Origin of the sequence: Streptomyces ureilyticus, from assembly GCF_011045025.1 — a bacterium.
Lineage (GTDB): Bacteria > Actinomycetota > Actinomycetes > Streptomycetales > Streptomycetaceae > Streptomyces > Streptomyces ureilyticus.
Genome location: NZ_JAAKZX010000041.1, coordinates 37,804 through 55,042, shown reverse-complemented (window position 1 = coordinate 55,042; position 17,239 = coordinate 37,804). Strand labels below are relative to the sequence as shown.

General features: G+C 69.0%; 17 protein-coding genes and 7 pseudogenes. 15 read left to right on the top strand and 9 right to left on the bottom strand.

The window, feature by feature from the left end; translation table 11 throughout:
* From G6048_RS49565 to G6048_RS15805, 3 genes and pseudogenes are all read right to left on the bottom strand, one after another.
* Nucleotides 1-151, bottom strand: a pseudogene (locus tag G6048_RS49565) (IS6 family transposase); the annotation flags it as partial.
* A 67-nt stretch (nt 152-218) separates the two neighbouring features.
* Nucleotides 219-800, bottom strand: a pseudogene (locus G6048_RS15810) (helix-turn-helix domain-containing protein); the annotation flags it as partial.
* A gap of 467 nt (nt 801-1,267) precedes the next feature.
* Complete coding sequence (locus tag G6048_RS15805; protein WP_206341635.1) at nt 1,268-2,206, bottom strand: LysR substrate-binding domain-containing protein; 939 nt, start codon at nt 2,204-2,206, stop codon at nt 1,268-1,270.
* A gap of 89 nt (nt 2,207-2,295) precedes the next feature.
* Between G6048_RS15805 and G6048_RS15800 the strand changes: the two genes are divergently transcribed.
* From G6048_RS15800 to G6048_RS15760, 9 genes and pseudogenes are all read left to right on the top strand, one after another.
* The gene (locus G6048_RS15800) at nt 2,296-3,753 is read left to right on the top strand and encodes a 2-hydroxymuconic semialdehyde dehydrogenase (RefSeq protein ID WP_165340163.1); all 1,458 of its coding nucleotides are present in this window, start codon (nt 2,296-2,298) and stop codon (nt 3,751-3,753) included.
* Nucleotides 3,738-4,571, top strand: a complete 834-nt coding sequence (gene mhpD / locus G6048_RS15795) for a 2-keto-4-pentenoate hydratase (RefSeq protein ID WP_165340162.1) — start codon at nt 3,738-3,740, stop codon at nt 4,569-4,571. The genes G6048_RS15800 and mhpD overlap by 16 nt, the downstream gene beginning before the upstream one ends.
* On the top strand, nt 4,568-5,356 hold the full coding sequence (locus G6048_RS15790) for a 2-keto-4-pentenoate hydratase (protein WP_165340161.1): 789 nt from the start codon (nt 4,568-4,570) through the stop codon (nt 5,354-5,356). The genes mhpD and G6048_RS15790 overlap by 4 nt, the downstream gene beginning before the upstream one ends.
* Nucleotides 5,353-5,808 carry a RidA family protein gene (locus tag G6048_RS15785; RefSeq protein ID WP_165340160.1) on the top strand — a complete coding sequence of 152 codons (456 nt, stop codon included), beginning with the start codon at nt 5,353-5,355 and terminating at the stop codon, nt 5,806-5,808. Before G6048_RS15790 ends, G6048_RS15785 begins: the two co-directional genes overlap by 4 nt.
* A gap of 29 nt (nt 5,809-5,837) precedes the next feature.
* Nucleotides 5,838-6,464, top strand: coding sequence for a 3-hydroxyanthranilate 3,4-dioxygenase (locus tag G6048_RS15780; RefSeq protein ID WP_165340159.1), 627 nt, complete (start codon nt 5,838-5,840; stop codon nt 6,462-6,464).
* A 5-nt stretch (nt 6,465-6,469) separates the two neighbouring features.
* Nucleotides 6,470-7,522, top strand: coding sequence for an amidohydrolase family protein (locus G6048_RS15775; RefSeq protein ID WP_165340158.1), 1,053 nt, complete (start codon nt 6,470-6,472; stop codon nt 7,520-7,522).
* The gene (locus G6048_RS15770) at nt 7,519-8,448 is read left to right on the top strand and encodes an acetaldehyde dehydrogenase (acetylating) (RefSeq protein ID WP_165340157.1); all 930 of its coding nucleotides are present in this window, start codon (nt 7,519-7,521) and stop codon (nt 8,446-8,448) included. Before G6048_RS15775 ends, G6048_RS15770 begins: the two co-directional genes overlap by 4 nt.
* A complete protein-coding gene (gene dmpG, locus G6048_RS15765; protein WP_328826072.1) occupies nt 8,445-9,503 on the top strand; it encodes a 4-hydroxy-2-oxovalerate aldolase in 1,059 nt (352 codons plus the stop codon). Before G6048_RS15770 ends, dmpG begins: the two co-directional genes overlap by 4 nt.
* Nucleotides 9,504-9,526: 23 nt before the next feature.
* Nucleotides 9,527-9,979, top strand: a pseudogene (locus tag G6048_RS15760) (kynureninase); the annotation flags it as partial.
* Between the two features lie 28 nt (nt 9,980-10,007).
* Here the strand turns inward: G6048_RS15760 and G6048_RS15755 are convergent.
* Nucleotides 10,008-10,921: pseudogene (locus tag G6048_RS15755) on the bottom strand (IS982 family transposase).
* A gap of 58 nt (nt 10,922-10,979) precedes the next feature.
* Nucleotides 10,980-11,117 (bottom strand): hypothetical protein, encoded by a 138-nt coding sequence (locus tag G6048_RS51835; protein WP_406163865.1) that lies wholly within the window; start codon nt 11,115-11,117, stop codon nt 10,980-10,982.
* Here G6048_RS51835 and G6048_RS51830 point away from each other — a divergent pair.
* The 5 genes and pseudogenes from G6048_RS51830 to G6048_RS51820 form a co-directional block, all read left to right on the top strand.
* Nucleotides 11,055-11,249 (top strand): annotated as a pseudogene (locus tag G6048_RS51830) (aminotransferase class V-fold PLP-dependent enzyme); the annotation flags it as partial. The gene G6048_RS51835 and the pseudogene G6048_RS51830 sit on opposite strands and share 63 nt — an antisense overlap.
* Nucleotides 11,250-11,367: 118 nt before the next feature.
* Nucleotides 11,368-11,757, top strand: a complete 390-nt coding sequence (locus G6048_RS51825) for a kynureninase/PvdN C-terminal domain-containing protein (RefSeq protein ID WP_406163866.1) — start codon at nt 11,368-11,370, stop codon at nt 11,755-11,757.
* Between the two features lie 376 nt (nt 11,758-12,133).
* Nucleotides 12,134-12,871, top strand: a complete 738-nt coding sequence (locus G6048_RS15745; RefSeq protein WP_165340156.1) for an alpha/beta fold hydrolase — start codon at nt 12,134-12,136, stop codon at nt 12,869-12,871.
* A 706-nt stretch (nt 12,872-13,577) separates the two neighbouring features.
* Nucleotides 13,578-13,799, top strand: a pseudogene (locus G6048_RS49560) (IS6 family transposase); the annotation flags it as partial.
* Nucleotides 13,756-13,869 (top strand): annotated as a pseudogene (locus tag G6048_RS51820) (ATP-binding protein); the annotation flags it as partial. The pseudogenes G6048_RS49560 and G6048_RS51820, both read left to right, overlap by 44 nt.
* 46 nt (nt 13,870-13,915) lie before the next feature.
* Here G6048_RS51820 and G6048_RS49555 read toward each other — a convergent pair.
* From G6048_RS49555 to G6048_RS15720, 4 genes are all read right to left on the bottom strand, one after another.
* A complete protein-coding gene (locus tag G6048_RS49555) occupies nt 13,916-14,554 on the bottom strand; it encodes a site-specific integrase (RefSeq protein ID WP_235989911.1) in 639 nt (212 codons plus the stop codon).
* An 85-nt stretch (nt 14,555-14,639) separates the two neighbouring features.
* Nucleotides 14,640-15,023: a hypothetical protein gene (locus tag G6048_RS48685; RefSeq protein ID WP_206341634.1), complete on the bottom strand. Its 384-nt coding sequence runs from the start codon at nt 15,021-15,023 to the stop codon at nt 14,640-14,642.
* Between the two features lie 528 nt (nt 15,024-15,551).
* On the bottom strand, nt 15,552-15,866 hold the full coding sequence (locus G6048_RS15725) for a helix-turn-helix domain-containing protein (protein ID WP_165340155.1): 315 nt from the start codon (nt 15,864-15,866) through the stop codon (nt 15,552-15,554).
* Entirely contained in the window at nt 15,863-16,927 is a 1,065-nt protein-coding gene (locus tag G6048_RS15720) for a tyrosine-type recombinase/integrase (protein ID WP_165340154.1), read from the bottom strand. Before G6048_RS15720 ends, G6048_RS15725 begins: the two co-directional genes overlap by 4 nt.
* Nucleotides 16,928-17,057: 130 nt before the next feature.
* Between G6048_RS15720 and G6048_RS15715 the strand changes: the two genes are divergently transcribed.
* Nucleotides 17,058-17,216: a hypothetical protein gene (locus G6048_RS15715; RefSeq protein ID WP_158711643.1), complete on the top strand. Its 159-nt coding sequence runs from the start codon at nt 17,058-17,060 to the stop codon at nt 17,214-17,216.
* Nucleotides 17,217-17,239 lie beyond the last annotated feature (23 nt).

Genomic DNA, 17,239 nt, shown 5'->3' with positions numbered 1-17,239 from the left:
CCGTCTCGTAGGAGACGCTCACGCCCCGCTCGAGCATCAGCTCCTCGACCTCGCGCAACGACAGCGGGAAGCGGTGGTACAGCCACACACAGTGGGAGATGACCTCGACCGGGTACCGGTGCCCCTTGTACGACAGCGACGCGCTCCCCACGGACAGCCCCCTACAGCACGATCAACCAGAAGATCATCCCACCCGGCCAACCAACGTGACAGCGCCGGTTCAGGTACTCGAGTTGTTCGCGCATGATTTCTGGGCTGCCGACCACACGGCGCAGTGCGGATTCGTCCAGTACGACCGAGAGGTGGAAAGGCCGGGCCGGGTGGTGGGCCCGGGACTGACGGCGCAGCCGGACCTCACGGCGTACGGCGATCTGTTCGGCTGTGGCCAGAGGGATCGTTTCCTCGATGACTGCGGCCGCGTAGGCGGGCGTTTGCAGCAGGCCGGGGATCACCAGGGGCTCGTAGGAGCGGACTGATGCGGCTGCCGTCTCCAGGCCGATGTAGACGGGGTACGGGACCTCGCCGCAGGCGACCCACCAGCCCTGCTGGTCCGCCTCCTTGGTCATCTGCATCAACGAGTCGATGACCTGCGGGTCTGTGACGTGGTAGAGGGCGCACAGGTCCCGCACATCACGGGGCTTGATGGCGCGGCGGCCGTTCTCCAAGTGGCTGATCTTGGGCTGGGAGATCAACAAGCGTTCAGCCACCTGCGTACTGGTCTAGCCGCAGGCCAGGCGGAGCCGGCGCAGTTCCGCGCCCAGCCGACGTCGCCTGACGGTCGGGTTTCCGTTCACCGCCACGGGCGGTCTACCTCCGGCTCGGGACTATCTACCAGCCACAGGAGTTGCCCGCGGCCGGGCCCAGCGAACGTGCGCCGTGCAGTGATGATCAACGGGCCCCCCTGGCGAGTGTCATCTCGCGTGAACGCGGCCGCGTGCAGAGCCAGGGCAGGTTTCACCCAGATGCCACGACCTTTCACCTATCTGCCGGAAAGGCCCGCCTACCTGCTGAGTCCCGTGTGTGGGGGCGTGGCCAGGAGTCTGGCGGCTGTGCGACTCAGGCGCGGGAGAACAGGTCGGCGGGGGTCATCCGGTGCCGGCCCCCGAAAGGCGACCCAGAGCGCCGGGGCACCTCCCGGCCTTCGGTACCGGACCCCGGCCCCGCACTCCGACGCAACCGCACCCCGGCCGCACCCCACCCTTCTGCCACAGCGCGTAACATCCTCTTCCCTCAGCCGTGGCCGGGGGCTGTGTTGCCGGGGCGTAGGTCAGCGTTCGATGGTCGCCCGCAGAGCCTCGCCTTCGGTTTCGAGATGCCTGAGGAACTCGACGACGGCGGGTGTGCCGGTGCGGTCGGCGACCACCGTGGTTCCCACGGTTCGCCGTACCGACTCCAGGGGGACGGGCAGGGCTGCCAGCTTGTCGTCGCCGGTGACGACCAGCTCGGGGAGCGCGGCGATCATGTCGGTCGCGATCAGCAGCTCGCGGACCGTGAGGATGGAGGTGCATTCCACGCGGTCCGCCGGAAGCGACAGTCCGTGGCGGTCGAACAGTGCTTTCAATTCGCCGCGCAGCGTGGTCTGTTCGAGCGGCAGGATCCAAGGGTGGCTGTGGGTGTCGGCGAGTGTCGGGTGGGCTTCGCGGGCGTGGAGTGGGTGGTCGCGGCGGGCGATGAGACGGATCGGCTCGTGGTAGAGCGTGTGCTGGCGGATCCTGCCCGGGTCGGGTGGCGGCCCGATCCGCCCGACGATCACGTCGAGCTCGCCGGCGAGCAGCTGCTGGTAGAGGACGTCGTAGGTGGCCTCGCGGATGACCACGATGATGCGCGGGCGCTCGCGTTTTAGAGCGGCCACCGCGCGCGGCAGCAGCATGGTGGTCCCTGCGAGCAGGGTACCGACGGTGACTGTTCCGGTGTGGCCCTCGCGGAGCCCAGCGAGATGGTCGCCGGCGCGGTGGACCTCGGCGAGGATCACTCTCGCGTGTTCGACCAGCGCGGCTCCGTAGAGCGTGGCGGTCATCCCGCGCGGTTCGCGTTCGAACAGTCGGGCTCCGAGGAGCTCCTCCAGTTCGCGCAGGGTGCGGGTGGCGGATGGCTGGGTCAGGCCCAGGGCCTCGGCGGCGCGCACGACGCTGCCGTGCTGGGCGATCGCGGCTACCAGGGTGAGGTGGCGGAACTTGAGCCTGCCGTCGAGCAGGTCGATGGCCATTGGCGACTCCCCTTCGTATATCGGTTTCAGTATATCAAGCGCCGGTATTGGTATTTGTTTGGTATGTCGTGGAACCTCATGATGCTTGTATGACCAAGTGGGAGCACTACATCGGCGGTCGGTTCGACGCCAGCAGCGACGGAGACCGCTTCGAGGTGGTTGACCCGGTCACCGGCCGTGCGTTCGGCATGGCCCCGCAGGCACTGGAGTCCACCGTGGACCGTGCGGTCACCGCGGCGCAATCCGCGTTGTCCGGGCCGTGGGGGGACCTGGACACCGCGGGCCGGTGCGGAGTGCTGCGGCGGGTCGCGGACGGTATCGAGGCCCGGTTCGAGGAGTTCGTCGCGGCCGAGATCGCCGACACCGGCAAGCCGTACGCGCTGGCCTCCAGCGTCGACATCCCGCGTGGCATCGCCAACTTCCGCAGCTACGCCGACCTTGCGCTGGGTCGTGCGGAGGAGGCGCACCGGACGACCACACCGGATGGGCTGGGCGCCCTCAATTACACAGTGCGCCGCCCCCTTGGCGTCGTCGCGGTCGTCTCGCCGTGGAACCTGCCGCTGCTCCTGCTCACCTGGAAGGTCGCCCCTGCACTCGCGATGGGTAACACGGTCGTCGCCAAGCCGTCCGAGCTGACTCCGTCGACCGCCACCCTGCTGGCCGAGGTGATGGATGAGGCCGGCGTGCCGGCGGGCGTCTTCAACCTTGTGCATGGCCTGGGTACGGACAGCGCTGGAACGTTCCTCACGGCGCACCCGGGGGTGGATGCCATCGCGTTCACCGGCGAGACCCGCACCGGCACCGCGATCATGGGTGCGGCGGCACGCAACCTGACGCCGGTCTCCTTCGAACTCGGCGGCAAGAACGCCGGCCTGGTGTTCGCCGGCGCCGACCTGGAGCGGGCAGTCGAGGGCACCATCGCTTCCGCGTTCACCAACAGCGGCCAGGTGTGCCTGTGCACCGAGCGGGTGTACGTGCAGCGCGAGGTCTTCGACGACTTCGCCGCGGCACTTGCCGCACGTGCCAAGCAGCTCGTGATTGGCCGCCCCCGTGACGAGGGCACCGGGCTGGGCCCGCTGGTTTCCGCCGAGCACCGCGCCAAGGTGCTGGGCTACTACGGGCAGGCAGCGGCTGACGGGGCGGTGCTGGCCGGCGGCGGCGTGCCGGAGTTCGGCGACGACCGGGACGGTGGGTTCTTCGTCGAGCCGACCGTGCTGGCCGGGCTGCCCGAGACCCATCCGGTGGTACGCGAGGAGATCTTCGGACCGGTGGTGCACCTGGCCCCGTTCGATACCGAGGACGAGGCGGTGCGGCTGGCCAACGACAGCCCCTACGGCCTGGCGGCGACGCTCTGGACCACCGACGTATCGCGGGCGCACCGCGTGGCACCACGCCTGGAAGTGGGCATCGCCTGGGTGAACTGCTGGAACCTGCGCGACCTGCGGACTCCCTTCGGAGGCGTGAAGGCCTCCGGCATCGGTCGCGAGGGCGGCACCCACTCCCTCGACTTCTTCTCCGAACCCACGAATGTGTGCGTGAAGCTGTGACCGACGACCGCACGACGACCCTCATCGAAGCCGCAGACCGGCTGGACCGGGCGCACGCGACCGGCGAGCCCTGCCCGCCGGTACGTGACCTGCTGGGCGATGGCGACGTGGCAGCCGCCTACGCCGTGCAGCAGATCCAGACCGAGCGCCGGTTGGCCGCCGGGCGCCGCGTGGTGGGCCGCAAGATCGGCCTGACCTCCGGCGCAGTGCAAGCCCAGCTCGGTGTGGAAAGCCCGGACTTCGGGGTGCTGTTCGACGACATGGCCGTCCCGGACGGCGCGGAGATCCCCGTGGGCGCCGTCCTGCAGCCGCGCGCAGAAGCAGAGGTCGCGCTCGTCCTGGAACGAGACCTGGCGTTCGAGCGGCACACCGTCGCGGACCTCATCGGCGCGACCGCATACGCGCTGCCCGCGATCGAGGTGGTCGGCAGCCGCATCCGCGACTGGGACATCACCATCGTGGACACGGTCGCCGACAACGCCTCGTCCGGCCTGTACGTGCTCGGCGGCCGGCCGACCCTCTTGCGGGACGTGGACCTGCGTACCGTCGGGATGGTCATGGAACGCCGCGGCGAACAGGTGTCGGCGGGCGCCGGAGCGGCCTGCCTGGGTCACCCGCTGAACGCCGCCCTGTGGCTGGCCGACGCGCTGGCGGCGCTCGGCGAACCGCTCCGTGCCGGCGACACGGTCCTGACCGGCGCGCTCGGCCCCATGGTCGCCGTCGCACCGGGCGACGTGCTGGAGGCACGCATCGAGGGCCTGGGCAGCGTCCGCGCCGCCTTCGCGAAGACGCAACCGAAGACGGAGGAGGGCCGATGAACGGGCTGGTAGAGCGCTGGGCGCGCACCCTGGACGACGCGGCCACCAGTCGCACCGCGGTCGCCGGGCCAACCGAACTGGCCGAAGTGTCCCTCGCGGACGCTTACGCGGTACAGCGCGAGGTGGTGCGCCATCGCCTGGACCGCGGTGAGAGCCTCGCGGGCTTCAAGCTCGGCTTCACCTCGGTCGCCAAGATGCGGCAGATGGGCGTGCACGACCTCATCCACGGCCGGCTGACAGAGGGCATGCGGGTCGCGGACGGGGGCACCGTCGACGTCGAGGCGTTGCTGCACCCGCGCATCGAACCTGAGGTCGCCTTCCTCCTCGGAGCGCCGCTGGGCGCCGGCGTCGAAGGCACAAACCCGCTCGCGGCCGTCGCAGCCGTCGCACCCGCCATCGAGGTCATCGACTCGCGATACGCCGGGTTCGCCTTCACGCTCCCCGAGGTGATCGCTGACAATGCGTCCTCGGCCGGGTTCGCGGTCGGCGCCTGGCGGCCGGCGCACGGCATAGACCTGGACAACCTCGGCGTGCTGCTGGAGGTGGACGGGCGGCTCGCGCAGAGCGGGACGACCGCGGCGATCCTCGGTCACCCACTGCGCTCGCTCACCGCGGCCGCCCGGCTGGCGGCCGCAGCTGGTCTGACACTGCAGCCCGGCTGGGTCATCCTCGCCGGCTCCGCTACCGCCGCGGTCCCGCTGCCGCCCGGCGCGCATGTGCGTGCCTGCGTCACCGGGCTCGGCACGGTCGAGGTCACCGCCTCGGCCCCGGCGGGTGCGCGATGAGCGAAGCGCTTGTGGTGCCCGGAAAGGCCACGCCGCGGGGCCGGTTCCCGCACCTGCGCCGCGCCGGCGACCTGGTGTTCGTCTCCGGCACCAGCTCCCGGCTCCCCGACGGCAGCTTCGCCGGCGCGAGCGCGGACCCCATGGGGGTCACCGACCTCGACATCCGCGCTCAGACCCGCGCGGTCATCACCAACATCGGTGACATCCTCGCCGCCGCCGGCGGGTCACTGGCAGACCTGGTGAACATCACCGCCTACCTCGTCAACATGAACGACTTCGGCGGATACAACGAGGTATACGCCGACTTCTTCGACGAAGGCGGTCCCGCACGGACCACCGTCGCCGTCCACCAGCTGCCCCACCCCCACCTGCTCATCGAGATCAGTGCAACAGCCCATCTCCCGGCCGGTCCGGACCTCACCGGCCGGGCTGCGCCCGAAGCCGGGAACTGACCGACCACACGATCAACCGAGGAGTGCACATGTCCGGCAACTCGCCGACCACGCCGTTCAACCTCAACGCCTGGATCCACGCCAACCAGCACCTTCTCAAGCCGCCTGTCGGCAACGTGCAGGTCTGGCAGGACGCCGATCTTATGGTCACCCTGGTCGGCGGCCCGAACCGGCGCACCGACTTCCATGACGACCCGATCGAGGAGTTCTTCTACCAGCTGCGCGGCGACATGGTGCTGCGCGTGCACGAGGAGGACGGCAAGCCGCCCCGCGACATCGCGATCCGCGAGGGTGATGTGTTCCTCGTCCCCGCGTACATGCGGCACTCGCCGCAGCGGCCCGAACCCGGGAGCATCGGCCTGGTCGTGGAGTTCGCCCGCCCGGCCGGGGTACGCGACGCGTTCGAGTGGTACTGCATGACGTGCCACCACCTGGTGCACCGTACCGAGGTGCAGGTGCAGTCGATCGTCGAGGACCTGCCGCCCCTGTTCGACGCCTTCTACCGCGACGACACCGCGCGGACCTGCCCGCACTGCGGCGCGGTGCACCCTGGGCGCGACTGGCCCGACGCGCTGCGCCCGCAGACCGCACGCACCCTCGGCGAAGCCTCCCCGCCCAGCGCGCCCGCGGCCCCCAGCACCCGTCAGGACAGCTAGGCGCCATGACCGTCATCGACGTGCACGCGCACGTATTCCCCCGCATCTCCCGAACCGACGCACGGGTGCTGCGCGACCACGACGGCCCATGGCTGCGCGATCACGGCGACGGCACCGGCATGATGATGGCCGGCGACACCGAGTACCGCCCGGTCACCGCTGCCCTGTGGGACCCCGCTGCGCGTGTCGCGGAGATGGACGCCCTGGGCGTCGACATCCAGGTCGTCTCCAGCACGCCGCTGATGTTCGGATACGACGCCGACGTCGCCCGCGCCGCCGCATGGTGCGACTACGTCAACCAGCAGATGCTCGACTACTGCGCACAGGCCCCCAACCACCTCGTCCCGCTGTGCCAGGTACCGCTGCAGGACACCGAGGCGGCGTGCGAGTCCGTCACCCGCGCCGTGCGCGCCGGTCACCGCGGCGTGCACATCGGCAACCACGTCGGGCCGCGCGACCTGGACCACGGAGCCGTCACCGAGTTCCTTACCCATTGCGCCATCGAGGGCGCCACCGTCCTGGTGCACCCGTGGGACATGGCCCACGATCCGCGCACTGAGGAGTACATGCTGGCGTGGCTGGTCGGCATGAGCGCCGAGACTCACCTGAGCATCCTGCGGCTCGCGTTGTCCGGCGCGTTCGAGCGCATCCCGCGGGAGCTGAAGCTGCTGTTCGCGCACGGTGGCGGCGCGTTTCCTTACCTGCTCGGCCGCGCAGACAACGCCTGGCGGCGCCGCGACATCGTCCGCAAGGACAGCCCGCTGCCGCCGTCCGGCTACCTGGACCGCTTCCACGTCGACTCCGCCGTCTTCGACCAGCACTCGCTGCGGCTGCTCGTCGACGTCATGGGCACCGACCGGGTCCTGCTGGGAACCGACTACCCCTTCCCACTCGGCGAGGCCGAGCCCGGCGCTCTGATCCGCGCCAGCAGGCTGAACCCCACAGGTCAAAACGCGCTGCTCGCAGGCAACGCCGTGCGCCTGTTCGGGCTGCAGGACCTGCTCCCCACCACCCTCCAGACCACCCCCGCGCTGTCCACCACGGAGGTCTCCCGATGAGCCGCACCAAGGTCGCGATCATCGGGTCGGGCAACATCGGCACCGACCTGATGATCAAAGTCCTCCGGGGCTCCGAGCACCTCGAAGTCGCCGCGATGATCGGCATCGACCCGGATTCCGACGGCCTCGCCCGTGCCCGTCGCCTCAAGGTGGCCACCAGCGCCGACGGGGGAGAGGGACTGATCGCCCTCGATGAGTTCTCCGACATCGAGTTCGTCTTCGACGCCACCTCCGCCAGGGCGCACCGGTTCCACCACGACCTCCTGACAGGGCACGGCAAGCGCCTTGTCGACCTGACCCCGGCCGCCATAGGACCGTACGTCGTTCCGCCGGTCAACCTCGGCGCCCACCTGGACGCCGCCAACGTCAACATGGTCACCTGCGGCGGCCAGGCCACCGTGCCCATGGTCGCCGCGGTCAGCGCGGTCGTTCCCGTCACCTACGCCGAGATCGTCGCCTCGATCTCGTCGAAGTCAGCGGGTCCCGGCACCCGCGCCAACATTGACGAGTTCACCGAGACCACCGCTCACGCCCTGGAAGAAGTCGGCGGCGCCGCGCTCGGCAAGGCGATCATCGTGCTCAACCCCGCCGAGCCGCCCCTCATCATGCGCGACACCGTGCACTGTCTCGTCCCCGACTGCGACCGGGACGCGGTCACTGCCTCCGTGCACGCCATGGCCGAGAAGGTCCGCGCCTACGTGCCGGGCTACCGCCTCAAGCAGGAGGTGCAGTTCGTGCCCGTCGCCGCCGGCGACCAGGCCGCGAAGCTCGCCGGCCTGCCCAACGGCGGCTGGCACATCACCATCTTCCTCGAGGTGGAGGGCGCGGCCCATTACCTGCCCGCCTACGCCGGAAACCTCGACATCATGACGGCGGCCGCGCTGCGCACCGCCGAACACCTCGCCACCGGGAGGGTCGCCGCGTGACCACCACACACACCCCCCAGACACCCCGGGTCTACGTCCAGGACGTGACCCTGCGCGACGGCATGCATGCCGTTCGGCACCGCTACACCCTCGACCAGGTGAAAGCCATCGCAGGGGCCCTGGACGCGGCCGGCGTCGACGCCATCGAAGTCGCTCATGGCGACGGCTTGTCCGGCAGCTCCCTCACCTACGGCCCCGGCGCACACTCCGACTGGCAATGGCTGGAGGCCGCCGCCTCGGTCCTGACCCGGGCGAAGCTGACCTCGCTGCTGCTGCCCGGCATCGGCACCGCCGAGGACCTGCGCGCCGCCCGCGAGCTGGGGGTGTCGTCGATCCGTATCGCCACCCACTGCACAGAGGCGGACATCTCCGCACAGCACATCAGCCTGGCCCGCGAACTGGGCATGGACGTCTCCGGGTTCCTGATGATGTCCCACATGGCCGAGCCGAAGCAGCTCGCCGAACAGGCCAAGCTCATGGAGTCCTACGGCGCGCACTGCGTGTACGTCGTCGACTCCGGTGGCCGACTCACCATGGACGGCGTCCGCGACCGGGTCCGCGCCTACCGCGACGTACTCGACCCGGCGACCGAGATCGGCATCCACGCCCACCACAACCTCGCCCTCGGTGTCGCCAACAGTGTCGTCGCGGTCGAGAACGGCGCGTACCGTGTCGATGCCTCCCTCGGCGGGCAGGGCGCAGGCGCCGGCAATGCCCCGATCGAGCCGTTCGTCGCCGTGATGGACCTTCTCGGCTGGGAGCACGCCTGCGCACTGTTCCCGCTCATGGACGCCGCCGAAGACCTCGTGCGCCCCACGCAGGACCGGCCCGTCCGCGTCGACCGCGAAACCCTCACCCTCGGCTACGCGGGCGTCTACTCCAGCTTCCTGCGGCACGCCGAGGCCGCCTCCGCCCGGTACGGCGTCGACACCCGCGACATCCTCGTCGAGGTCGGCGCCCGGCGCATGGTCGGCGGCCAGGAAGACCTCCTGGCCGACGTAGCCCTCGACCTGACCGCCCGCACCAGCGCACCGACCCCGCAGAAGAATCTGTGACCCGCCCCGAGCCTCCCACGGCGCTGGACCTCAAGCGTCTTGCCGACCGCGCCGACCGGCTCGACGCCGCCGACGGACTCGCCTCCCTGCGCGACCGGTTCCTCCTCCCAGACGGTGTCGCCTACCTCGACGGGAACTCCCTGGCGCGCTTCCCGCCGCGGTGCCCGGCGCCGTAGAGGACGCGATCCGCCGCCAGTGGGACACCGACCTGATCCGCTCGTGGAACGACAACGGCTGGTGGCAGGCTCCCACCCGGATCGGCGATGCGATCGGCCGTCTCATCGGCGCCGCCACCGGGCAGGTCGTGTGCGGCGACTCCACCAGCGTGCAGCTGTACAACGCGCTCACCGCCGCCGCCCGGCCGAACGCTGCTGCTGACCGACCCCGACCACTTCCCCACCGACCAGCACATCGCCGACGCCGCCGCCCGCACCCTCGGGCTGAACGTGCACCGCGTCCCCGTACACGACCCGGCCGACTGGCTGGATGATCGATTCCAAGGGGTTAGTGGTCGTAGGCGGTCAGTGAGCACAGGACGGGCTGGCCGGTGTGGTCGTTGTGCCAGATCGCGGCGGTCAGCGCGAGGATTCGCCGCATGACGCGGGCGATCACGCCGGCCGGTGCGCGTCCTCGGTGCTGTCCGAGGTTGAGCCGGCCCTTGAAGGTCTCGTCGACCGACTCGATGACCTGCCGCAACGGTTTGAACAGCGGGCCCCGGGTCGTTCCGGCTCGCCCTTGCGGGCCGGCCTCAGCAGCTGGATGTCCTGCTCGGCCAACTGGTGCTCGAAGTCGCGGCCGATGTAGTTCTTGTCGCTGGTCAGCGTCTGTCCAGGCCGGGCGGCGGTCAAGCCCGGTTCGGCGGTGAGCAGGTCCAGCCGGGTCTCGCGCTCGTCGGCCTTGGCCCCGGTCAGGGCGAAGGCGATCGGCAGGCCCTGCAGGGTGCACACCAGGTGCAGGCGCAGGCCCCAGAAGAAGCGGCTGTGGCTGGCGCAGTACCCGTACACGGCCCATCCGGCCAGGTCGGAGGGTTTGACGGTCTCGCGGGAGCGTCCGCATTCCACCGGTGTGGAATCCACGATCCACACGTCGTCGCTCCATACGGACGTGTCGGTAGCCGGCAGCCGCGTCACTCGCGGCAGCAATTCGGCGGCCTTGCGCGGACGCTTGTTGCAGCCGGGCTGCTTCGGCAGACAGGGGAAAAGATGCCGCAGGTGGGAGCGTGCATGGCGAAGCCACTTGGCCTCCGAGGTGAGGCCCGGCATGGCCTGCACCATGGCGAGCGTGACCAGCTCGGCATCGGTCAGCCGCGGAGCGATCCCGACCGCCGGACGCCAGGGAGCCAGATGCGGTGATGCCCTCAGCAGGTCGTCGGTCTTCACATAGAGTGCGGTGGCGAGGGAGTCCAACTCTGTCTTCACACACTGACGTTGGGCTCCCTCCCCTTGTGCGCGCAGCCGATCCCTTGGAATCGATCATCTAGCCCGCGACGGCCACCGGGTCGCGGTCGCCGCGTACGGCCCGGTCGCCTACCGCACCGGCGAGCTCTACGACATGGCCGCGCTCACCGCGGCGGCGCACGACGCCGGCGCGGTGATCCTGTGGGACCTGTGCCATGCCGCTGGCGCGATACCGGTCGAGCTCGACGCCCTACAGGCGGATTTCGCGGTCGGGTGCGGCTACAAGTACCTGTCCGGCGGACCCGGCGCACCCGCGTTCCTCTATGTCGCTACCCGCCACCAGCAGGCCTTCGACCACGCGATCACCGGCTGGCACGGACACGCCGATCCGTTCGCGATGAACGGGACGTACACCCCCGCCCCCCGGCATCACCCGCGCACGCATCGGCACACCACCCCTCCTGTCGATGCTCGCACTCGAAGCCGCGCTGACCGCCTTCGACGGGGTGGACATGAAGGCCCTGCGGGCCAAGTCGCTATCCCTGACAGAGTTCTTCCTCGAATGCGCCGACACGCTCCTGGACGGACTCGGATTCACCGTGGCGACCCCGCGCGAACCCGAACGCCGCGGCAGTCAGGTCTCATTGCGCCACGAGCACGCCTACCCCATGATGCAAGCCCTGACCGAACGCGGCTTCATCGGCGACATGCGAGTGCCCGACATCCTCCGATTCGGCTGCAACGCCCTGTACGTCTCACACCGCGACGCGTACGAGGTAGTCTCCGCGCTGCACTCGGTGGCCGTCGCCGGCGAGTACACCTCGGCCAGGCGCACCGCGCGCTCGACGGTGACCTGACCGACCAGCCGTAGCGGTTCGAGGTTCCTACGCAATCAGCACGTGCTGACCACGCTATCTCCGTGCCACTCAGGGGACGAACCGCCCAGGCGTGCCATGAGGGGAAAACGGCCATGCCGGCCGCCGTCGAACCGGTCAACCAGGCCACGACCGCGGCACCGCCGCGATATCGGCATAGGGCGGGCCACCTACCCCCGAAACCCCGGCGCATGGGTCGCCTCACCCACCCCGACCACTGGGGTGCACACGAACTCTCCCGCCCAGACCGCCGCCCGGCGGCAGCCGTGCTCAGGCGAGCCGGACAAGCGGTGCACGTTCGGCGATCCACCGCCACCACCGCATGCGCTATCCACTTGCACAGGAACCGGAGAAACCGATGACCGCACACCTCACCTTTGTGTTGATCCACGGCGCCTGGCACGACGGCTCCCTTTGGGAGCCGGTCGCCAGCCACCTGCGAACCGAGGGACACGTCGTGCACACGCCCACCGTCGCCGGCTTCGGCTCGGGCGCCTCCACCGATGTGTCCCACGCTGACGGCGTGACCTCGATCGTTCGCTATATCGAGCAGCACGATCTCACCAACATCGTCTTGCTCGGGCACAGCTTCGGCGGCACGATCGTCTCCAAGGTCGCCGAGGCCATGCCCGAACGCATACGGCGTCTCCCCTACTGGAACGCCTTCGTCCTTGAGGACGGCCACAGCATCAACGACGAATCACCCGTCGTCTACCGCGAGTTGATGCTTGCCACTGCCATTGACGGAACGTTCTCGCTTCCGTGGACGCTGTGGCGCGAGCGGTTCCTCAATGACGCCGATGAATCCACCGCCCGCGCTGCGTTCGAGAAGCTATGCCCGACACCGCTCGCGATGCTCGAGGACAAAGTCGACCTCAAGCGGTTCCACACGCTGATTGCGGAGGGGACCCTGCGCTGTTCGTATCTCAATTGCTTGGACGACACCGCCATGCCGCCGGGCGAGTACGCATGGTCACCGCGCTTCCCCGCACGCCTCGGCCTCTGTCGCCTCGTTCAGATGCCCGGGAGTCACGAGGTGCTTTTCACGCGACCCGCCGACCTGGCGGCCAAGTTCGTCGAAGCCGGGCGTGACTGACAGGACGCCGGGCCACTCCGCCGCGAAGGAGGAGAGCACCGCGTCGCCAGCCCGGTCGGCTGCGGCTCGCAGTACGTGGAGGTGAAATCGGGCGTCCCGGCCGGAAGCTCGTCGATTGACTGCTGGAGCGAGGGTCCGCCGCTTCCTGTTGCGGCTCAAGGACGCGGTCGCCCCTCCCGAAGGTCCGCGAGGTGACCAGGTTGGTCCTCACCCACCTCGACAACCGGTCCGGACCTGACCGCGTCGCCGTCACGGAACTCCGCGACCGAAGCGTCGACTTGGACGCCTCCTGCCAGCTTGTCGCACGCTTCGTCGAGATCCTTGCCCATCGCCAAGGCCGGGGGAACTCGAGCAGTAGCCCACGACACCGAGTAAAGCCAGCACCCCGAGCTGCGAGGATTTGCCTCCGGGCTCCGAGAGGACTGGGGCGCGGATATTGCTGGCCTCACCTTGCACTGGAACTTCGGCGCTGTCGAAGGCCACGTCAACCGCATCAAAATACTCAAGCGGCAGATGTTCCCGGCCGCGCGAAGCACGGCCTCCACAAACCCGTATTCCCTACCCGCTTTGGATCAACAGCGCGGGATCGCGGAAGTCGCGACAGAGCCATCTTGCGCTGTCCGCTCTCACTACGAACGCCGGCGCTGTCACGTTGGTTGGCCGGGTGGGATGATCTTCTGGTTGATCGTGCTGGAGGGGGCTGTCTGTGGGGTCCGTGTCGCTGTCGTACAAGGGGCATCGGTACCCGGTCGAGGTCATTTCCCACTGTGTGTGGCTGTACTTCCGCTTCCCGCTGTCATTGCGCGAGGTCGAGGAGCTGATGCTCGAGCGCGGTGTGATCGTCTCGTATGAGACGGTCCGCCGCTGGTGCCGGAAGTTCGGGCGACGACATCGGCCTGCTGCCCGTCGGGGAAGACGCCGCCGAGGCGTTCTACCGCATCATCGACGCCGCCTACGAACGCCGCTCCATCGCTGTGACCAGCAACATCCACCCCTCGAAAGCGCACATGTTCCGGCGAACTCGTGCGAGGTGCTGCCGAAACTTCACGGGTTCGGCAGGCGGCCTTCGTCGACGTGGTCGCCGAGATAGATCAGGGCAGCTTGTGGGTCCATGCCGAAGGCCGCGGCGACGAGCTTGGGGTCCATGGTGTTCACCAGATCGACGAGGCGGGTGCTGCGGATGATCCGGGGCGGGTATCCACAGTCGTCAAGGACGTGGGAGAGGTAGGCAGTTGAGGCCGGGCTTCGCCCGGCCTTTGTTCCTTTGGTGACCATGACATGCGGATTGTCGGTTCGCCATCGGTCACGGTGGATCAGACACCGCTGCAGCACCGTCCAGGAAGCGGGGTCCAGCGGAACGGGATGGGGGCGCTTGCCGAGCCTGACCGTCTGGGTGACGTGGTCCACGTCGGTGACCAGCAGCAGGCGGGCCTCCGAGCTGGAGGCCCCGTGAAGCAGTGCGAGCATTCCCACCAGTGCCTCGTGCGGATGGACGTGCTCGCCGGTGGTCCACCGGCGGAAGAGCTCGCGCTGCTGGTCGAGGGTGAGGGTCTTGCCGCGGAAGCCGTTGGTCCCCTTGGCGACCAGGCCGTGGGTCGGGTCGACCAGCACCAGTTTGCGGACCCGCGCGAACCGGAAGAACTGCCGCAGCACGGTCAGCCGTCGTTTTCGGGCTTTGGGCAACGTCGTGAGGAAGGCTTCGATGTCGTGGATGTCGACGAGCGCCCAGTCATCCTTGCCCTGTTCGTTGATCAGGAAGAGGGCAAGGTCACGCAGGATGGCCAGGGCCGTTTCCAGGTGTGTGGTTGCTGCGGGGGCGAGTGCCGGCCCGGCGGGCTCGGTCCTGGGCCCGCATCCGGGAGAGGTCGAACTCCGAGACGGCCGCTCGGAGCGGTTCGGGCACGGCCTCGATGCGGCAGCGACGACGTCCCGCGGCGAGCCGCTCGGTCTGGTCGGTGGGCAGGGCGAGACCGCGGTGGGTGAAGAAGTCCTCGAGTGCACGGGCGAAGGAACCCATGGACCGTCCGGGTTTGCGGGAGCGTTCCAACAGAGCCTGGGGCGAGTTCGAATGCTCGTCGTTCAAAAGCCGTCCCAGGTCGGTGATGAAGCCGCAGGCCCTGGCGACGCAGTGGCGGGCGGCGACCTCGGCCACGAACTCCTCGAGCCACTCGGGCGGATCGACGAGTCGTTCGCGGAGGTGTTCGCCGCGGACGAAGGGACGGCCGGGGTGCTTTTGCCAGCAGGCCGAGCACAATCCCAGCCCTTAATGCCGTCTGAGCTGCCCGCATTCACGGCAGACCCGTGGCGGCTGCTTCTGCGGCCGGGGCCTGGAACAGTGACCGCACCAGCCGGTCGTCTCGCGCAGATAGCCCAGCTTGCCGCAGCGTGGACACATGCGCTGGCCGGCCAACTGTCCGGCCTTGCGCCGGCATTCGCGGCACAGCTGGTTCTGTGGCGACCTGACCGGATGTCCGCACTGTTCGCAGACACGCGAGCAAATGATGCAGCGACCGGTGTCGCTCTGCAGGACGCGGTCGCGTCCGCACGAGGGACACGGGGCCTTGGCCGCCTGTTCCTTCACCCGGCGCCAGCACAAGCAGCAGTGGAGTCGGTCGAGATATCCCACGGGGGCACCGCAGGTGACGCAGTCCCGTTGCCTCTTGCCCATCGCCTCCTCCCGTCACATCGGCGGCATCGACCGGCCCCGAGAGGAGGCGGCCTTGGGTAAGTCGGCGACGGGGCGAGAGGGTGCGATCGGCCGCTCGACCGGGGTGGTGTCGACCTCGATCAGGTCATTGGGAGTGCACTCCAGGGCAGTGCACAACGCGGCCAGGGTGGTCATCTTCACCTGCGAGGGTTTCTTGGTGAACAGCGCGGACACCGACGCCGAGGACAACTCGAGACCGGCCTTCTCGGCCAGCAGTCGCCGCAACTGGGTCCCGGTCCACACCTCGCGCTGGGCGGCGGCCAGCCGCAGCCGCCATTGAATCTTCATGCCGTGGTGTCCTTCCCGGTCAGTTCAGCCAGGGTGCCGGCGACCGCCCGTTGATAGGCGTCCTCGATGAAGGTCGCCGAGGGCCGGACATAACGCATGGTCGAGCTGACCGTCCAGTGACCGAGCATCTGCTGGATCGCCACCAGGTCGACGCCGCGTTCGTAGTTGTGCGTCGCGCACGCTCTTCGCAGGGCATGCGGGCTGAACCGGTCGGCTGCCGGGCGGCCTTCGAGTTCCATCAGATAGCGAAGGCGGTTGCGGATGGTCCCGCGATGCAGACTGCCGCCGGACTCGTCGGCGAACAGCACCGGAGAATCAGGGAACTTGGGCCGCACGTCCTCCAGGAACCATCGCAGCACCAGATCGAGGCCGTCGAGCATGGGCACCCAGCGAGGCCGCGGCCCGGAAGTATGGGCGCCCTTGCCGAACCGGACATGGAGTTTGCCGAACGGGCCACGGGAGAAGTGCAGGTCCGGCTTCTCCAGCAACGACGCCTCGTCGGCTCGAAGCCCGGCGTGATACAGCGTCCGAAACATTGCATAATCCCTCGCAGCGGGACCGTACTTCCTCGCGGTCGCGATCCGCTCCTTCATGAAGTCGAAGAACTCGTTGATCCGCTCCGGGGTCGGTGGAGGGAGAAGGGCCGGGGAGTCGTCACCGACATGACGGGAGGCATTGAACTCGTCGATCGGGCAGACCAGTCGGATGCCGAAGACGGCCTCGATCTCGGCTGCCTTGCGGGCCTGCAGGAACCGATGGAAGCCCTTGAAGATCTGCACATACTCGCGTCGCGTCGATGTCTTGCGGCCCTGCACCGCCAGGTCACCGACCACGCGGTCGATGTCCTCGGACGTGACCTCCCACGCAGGCCAGCCCAGGGCCTGGAGGGTCCGCTCGAGCAGACCGATGTCGTTGTCGATGGTCACCGGGCTGAAGCCACGGGCCCGCCACAAGGCGACGAACGCGTCGACGCACGCGGTCTGGAACAGCCACGGATCCGTCGTCAGCGGCTCCTGCGGGACGGCCCCACCCGCGATGACCTGCAGTCTCGCCTCGCCCACCGGCACACCTTCCTCGCGCCTGAACGGTCAAGGCAGCACCTTGAAAACCGGTGTGCTACCGCGAGAACCAACGAGGACTGCGGGAGGGAGATACGGCCAGGTGGCAGGGGCAACTCTTGTGAGGGAACAAGTGCCAGCCCCAGATGGCTTCGACACGATCATGCCGAAGACCCTCGCGGGCGCGAGCACCGACCGCCTCATGCATCACGCTCACCTCGTGACCACCACCGGCGACTCACACCGCCTCGCCGAGGCCCTCGCCGGGAAGGGAGTGGTCCCCTTGAACTGACCCCCACCCCCAGGAACACCACC

Excerpts from the sequence above, each read along its gene's own strand:
- G6048_RS15770 (WP_165340157.1), top strand. The coding sequence starts at position 7,519 with ATGAGCCGCACCAAGGTCGCGATCATCGGGTCGGGCAACATCGGCACC.
- G6048_RS15745 (WP_165340156.1), top strand. The coding sequence starts at position 12,134 with ATGACCGCACACCTCACCTTTGTGTTGATCCACGGCGCCTGGCACGAC.
- G6048_RS15780 (WP_165340159.1), top strand. The coding sequence starts at position 5,838 with ATGTCCGGCAACTCGCCGACCACGCCGTTCAACCTCAACGCCTGGATC.
- G6048_RS15790 (WP_165340161.1), top strand. The coding sequence starts at position 4,568 with ATGAACGGGCTGGTAGAGCGCTGGGCGCGCACCCTGGACGACGCGGCC.
- G6048_RS51825 (WP_406163866.1), top strand. The coding sequence starts at position 11,368 with ATGCTCGCACTCGAAGCCGCGCTGACCGCCTTCGACGGGGTGGACATG.
- G6048_RS15805 (WP_206341635.1), bottom strand. The coding sequence starts at position 2,206 with ATGGCCATCGACCTGCTCGACGGCAGGCTCAAGTTCCGCCACCTCACC.
- G6048_RS15800 (WP_165340163.1), top strand. The coding sequence starts at position 2,296 with ATGACCAAGTGGGAGCACTACATCGGCGGTCGGTTCGACGCCAGCAGC.
- G6048_RS15725 (WP_165340155.1), bottom strand. The coding sequence starts at position 15,866 with ATGAAGATTCAATGGCGGCTGCGGCTGGCCGCCGCCCAGCGCGAGGTG.
- G6048_RS15775 (WP_165340158.1), top strand. The coding sequence starts at position 6,470 with ATGACCGTCATCGACGTGCACGCGCACGTATTCCCCCGCATCTCCCGA.
- G6048_RS15785 (WP_165340160.1), top strand. The coding sequence starts at position 5,353 with ATGAGCGAAGCGCTTGTGGTGCCCGGAAAGGCCACGCCGCGGGGCCGG.
- G6048_RS51835 (WP_406163865.1), bottom strand. The coding sequence starts at position 11,117 with ATGGCACAGGTCCCACAGGATCACCGCGCCGGCGTCGTGCGCCGCCGC.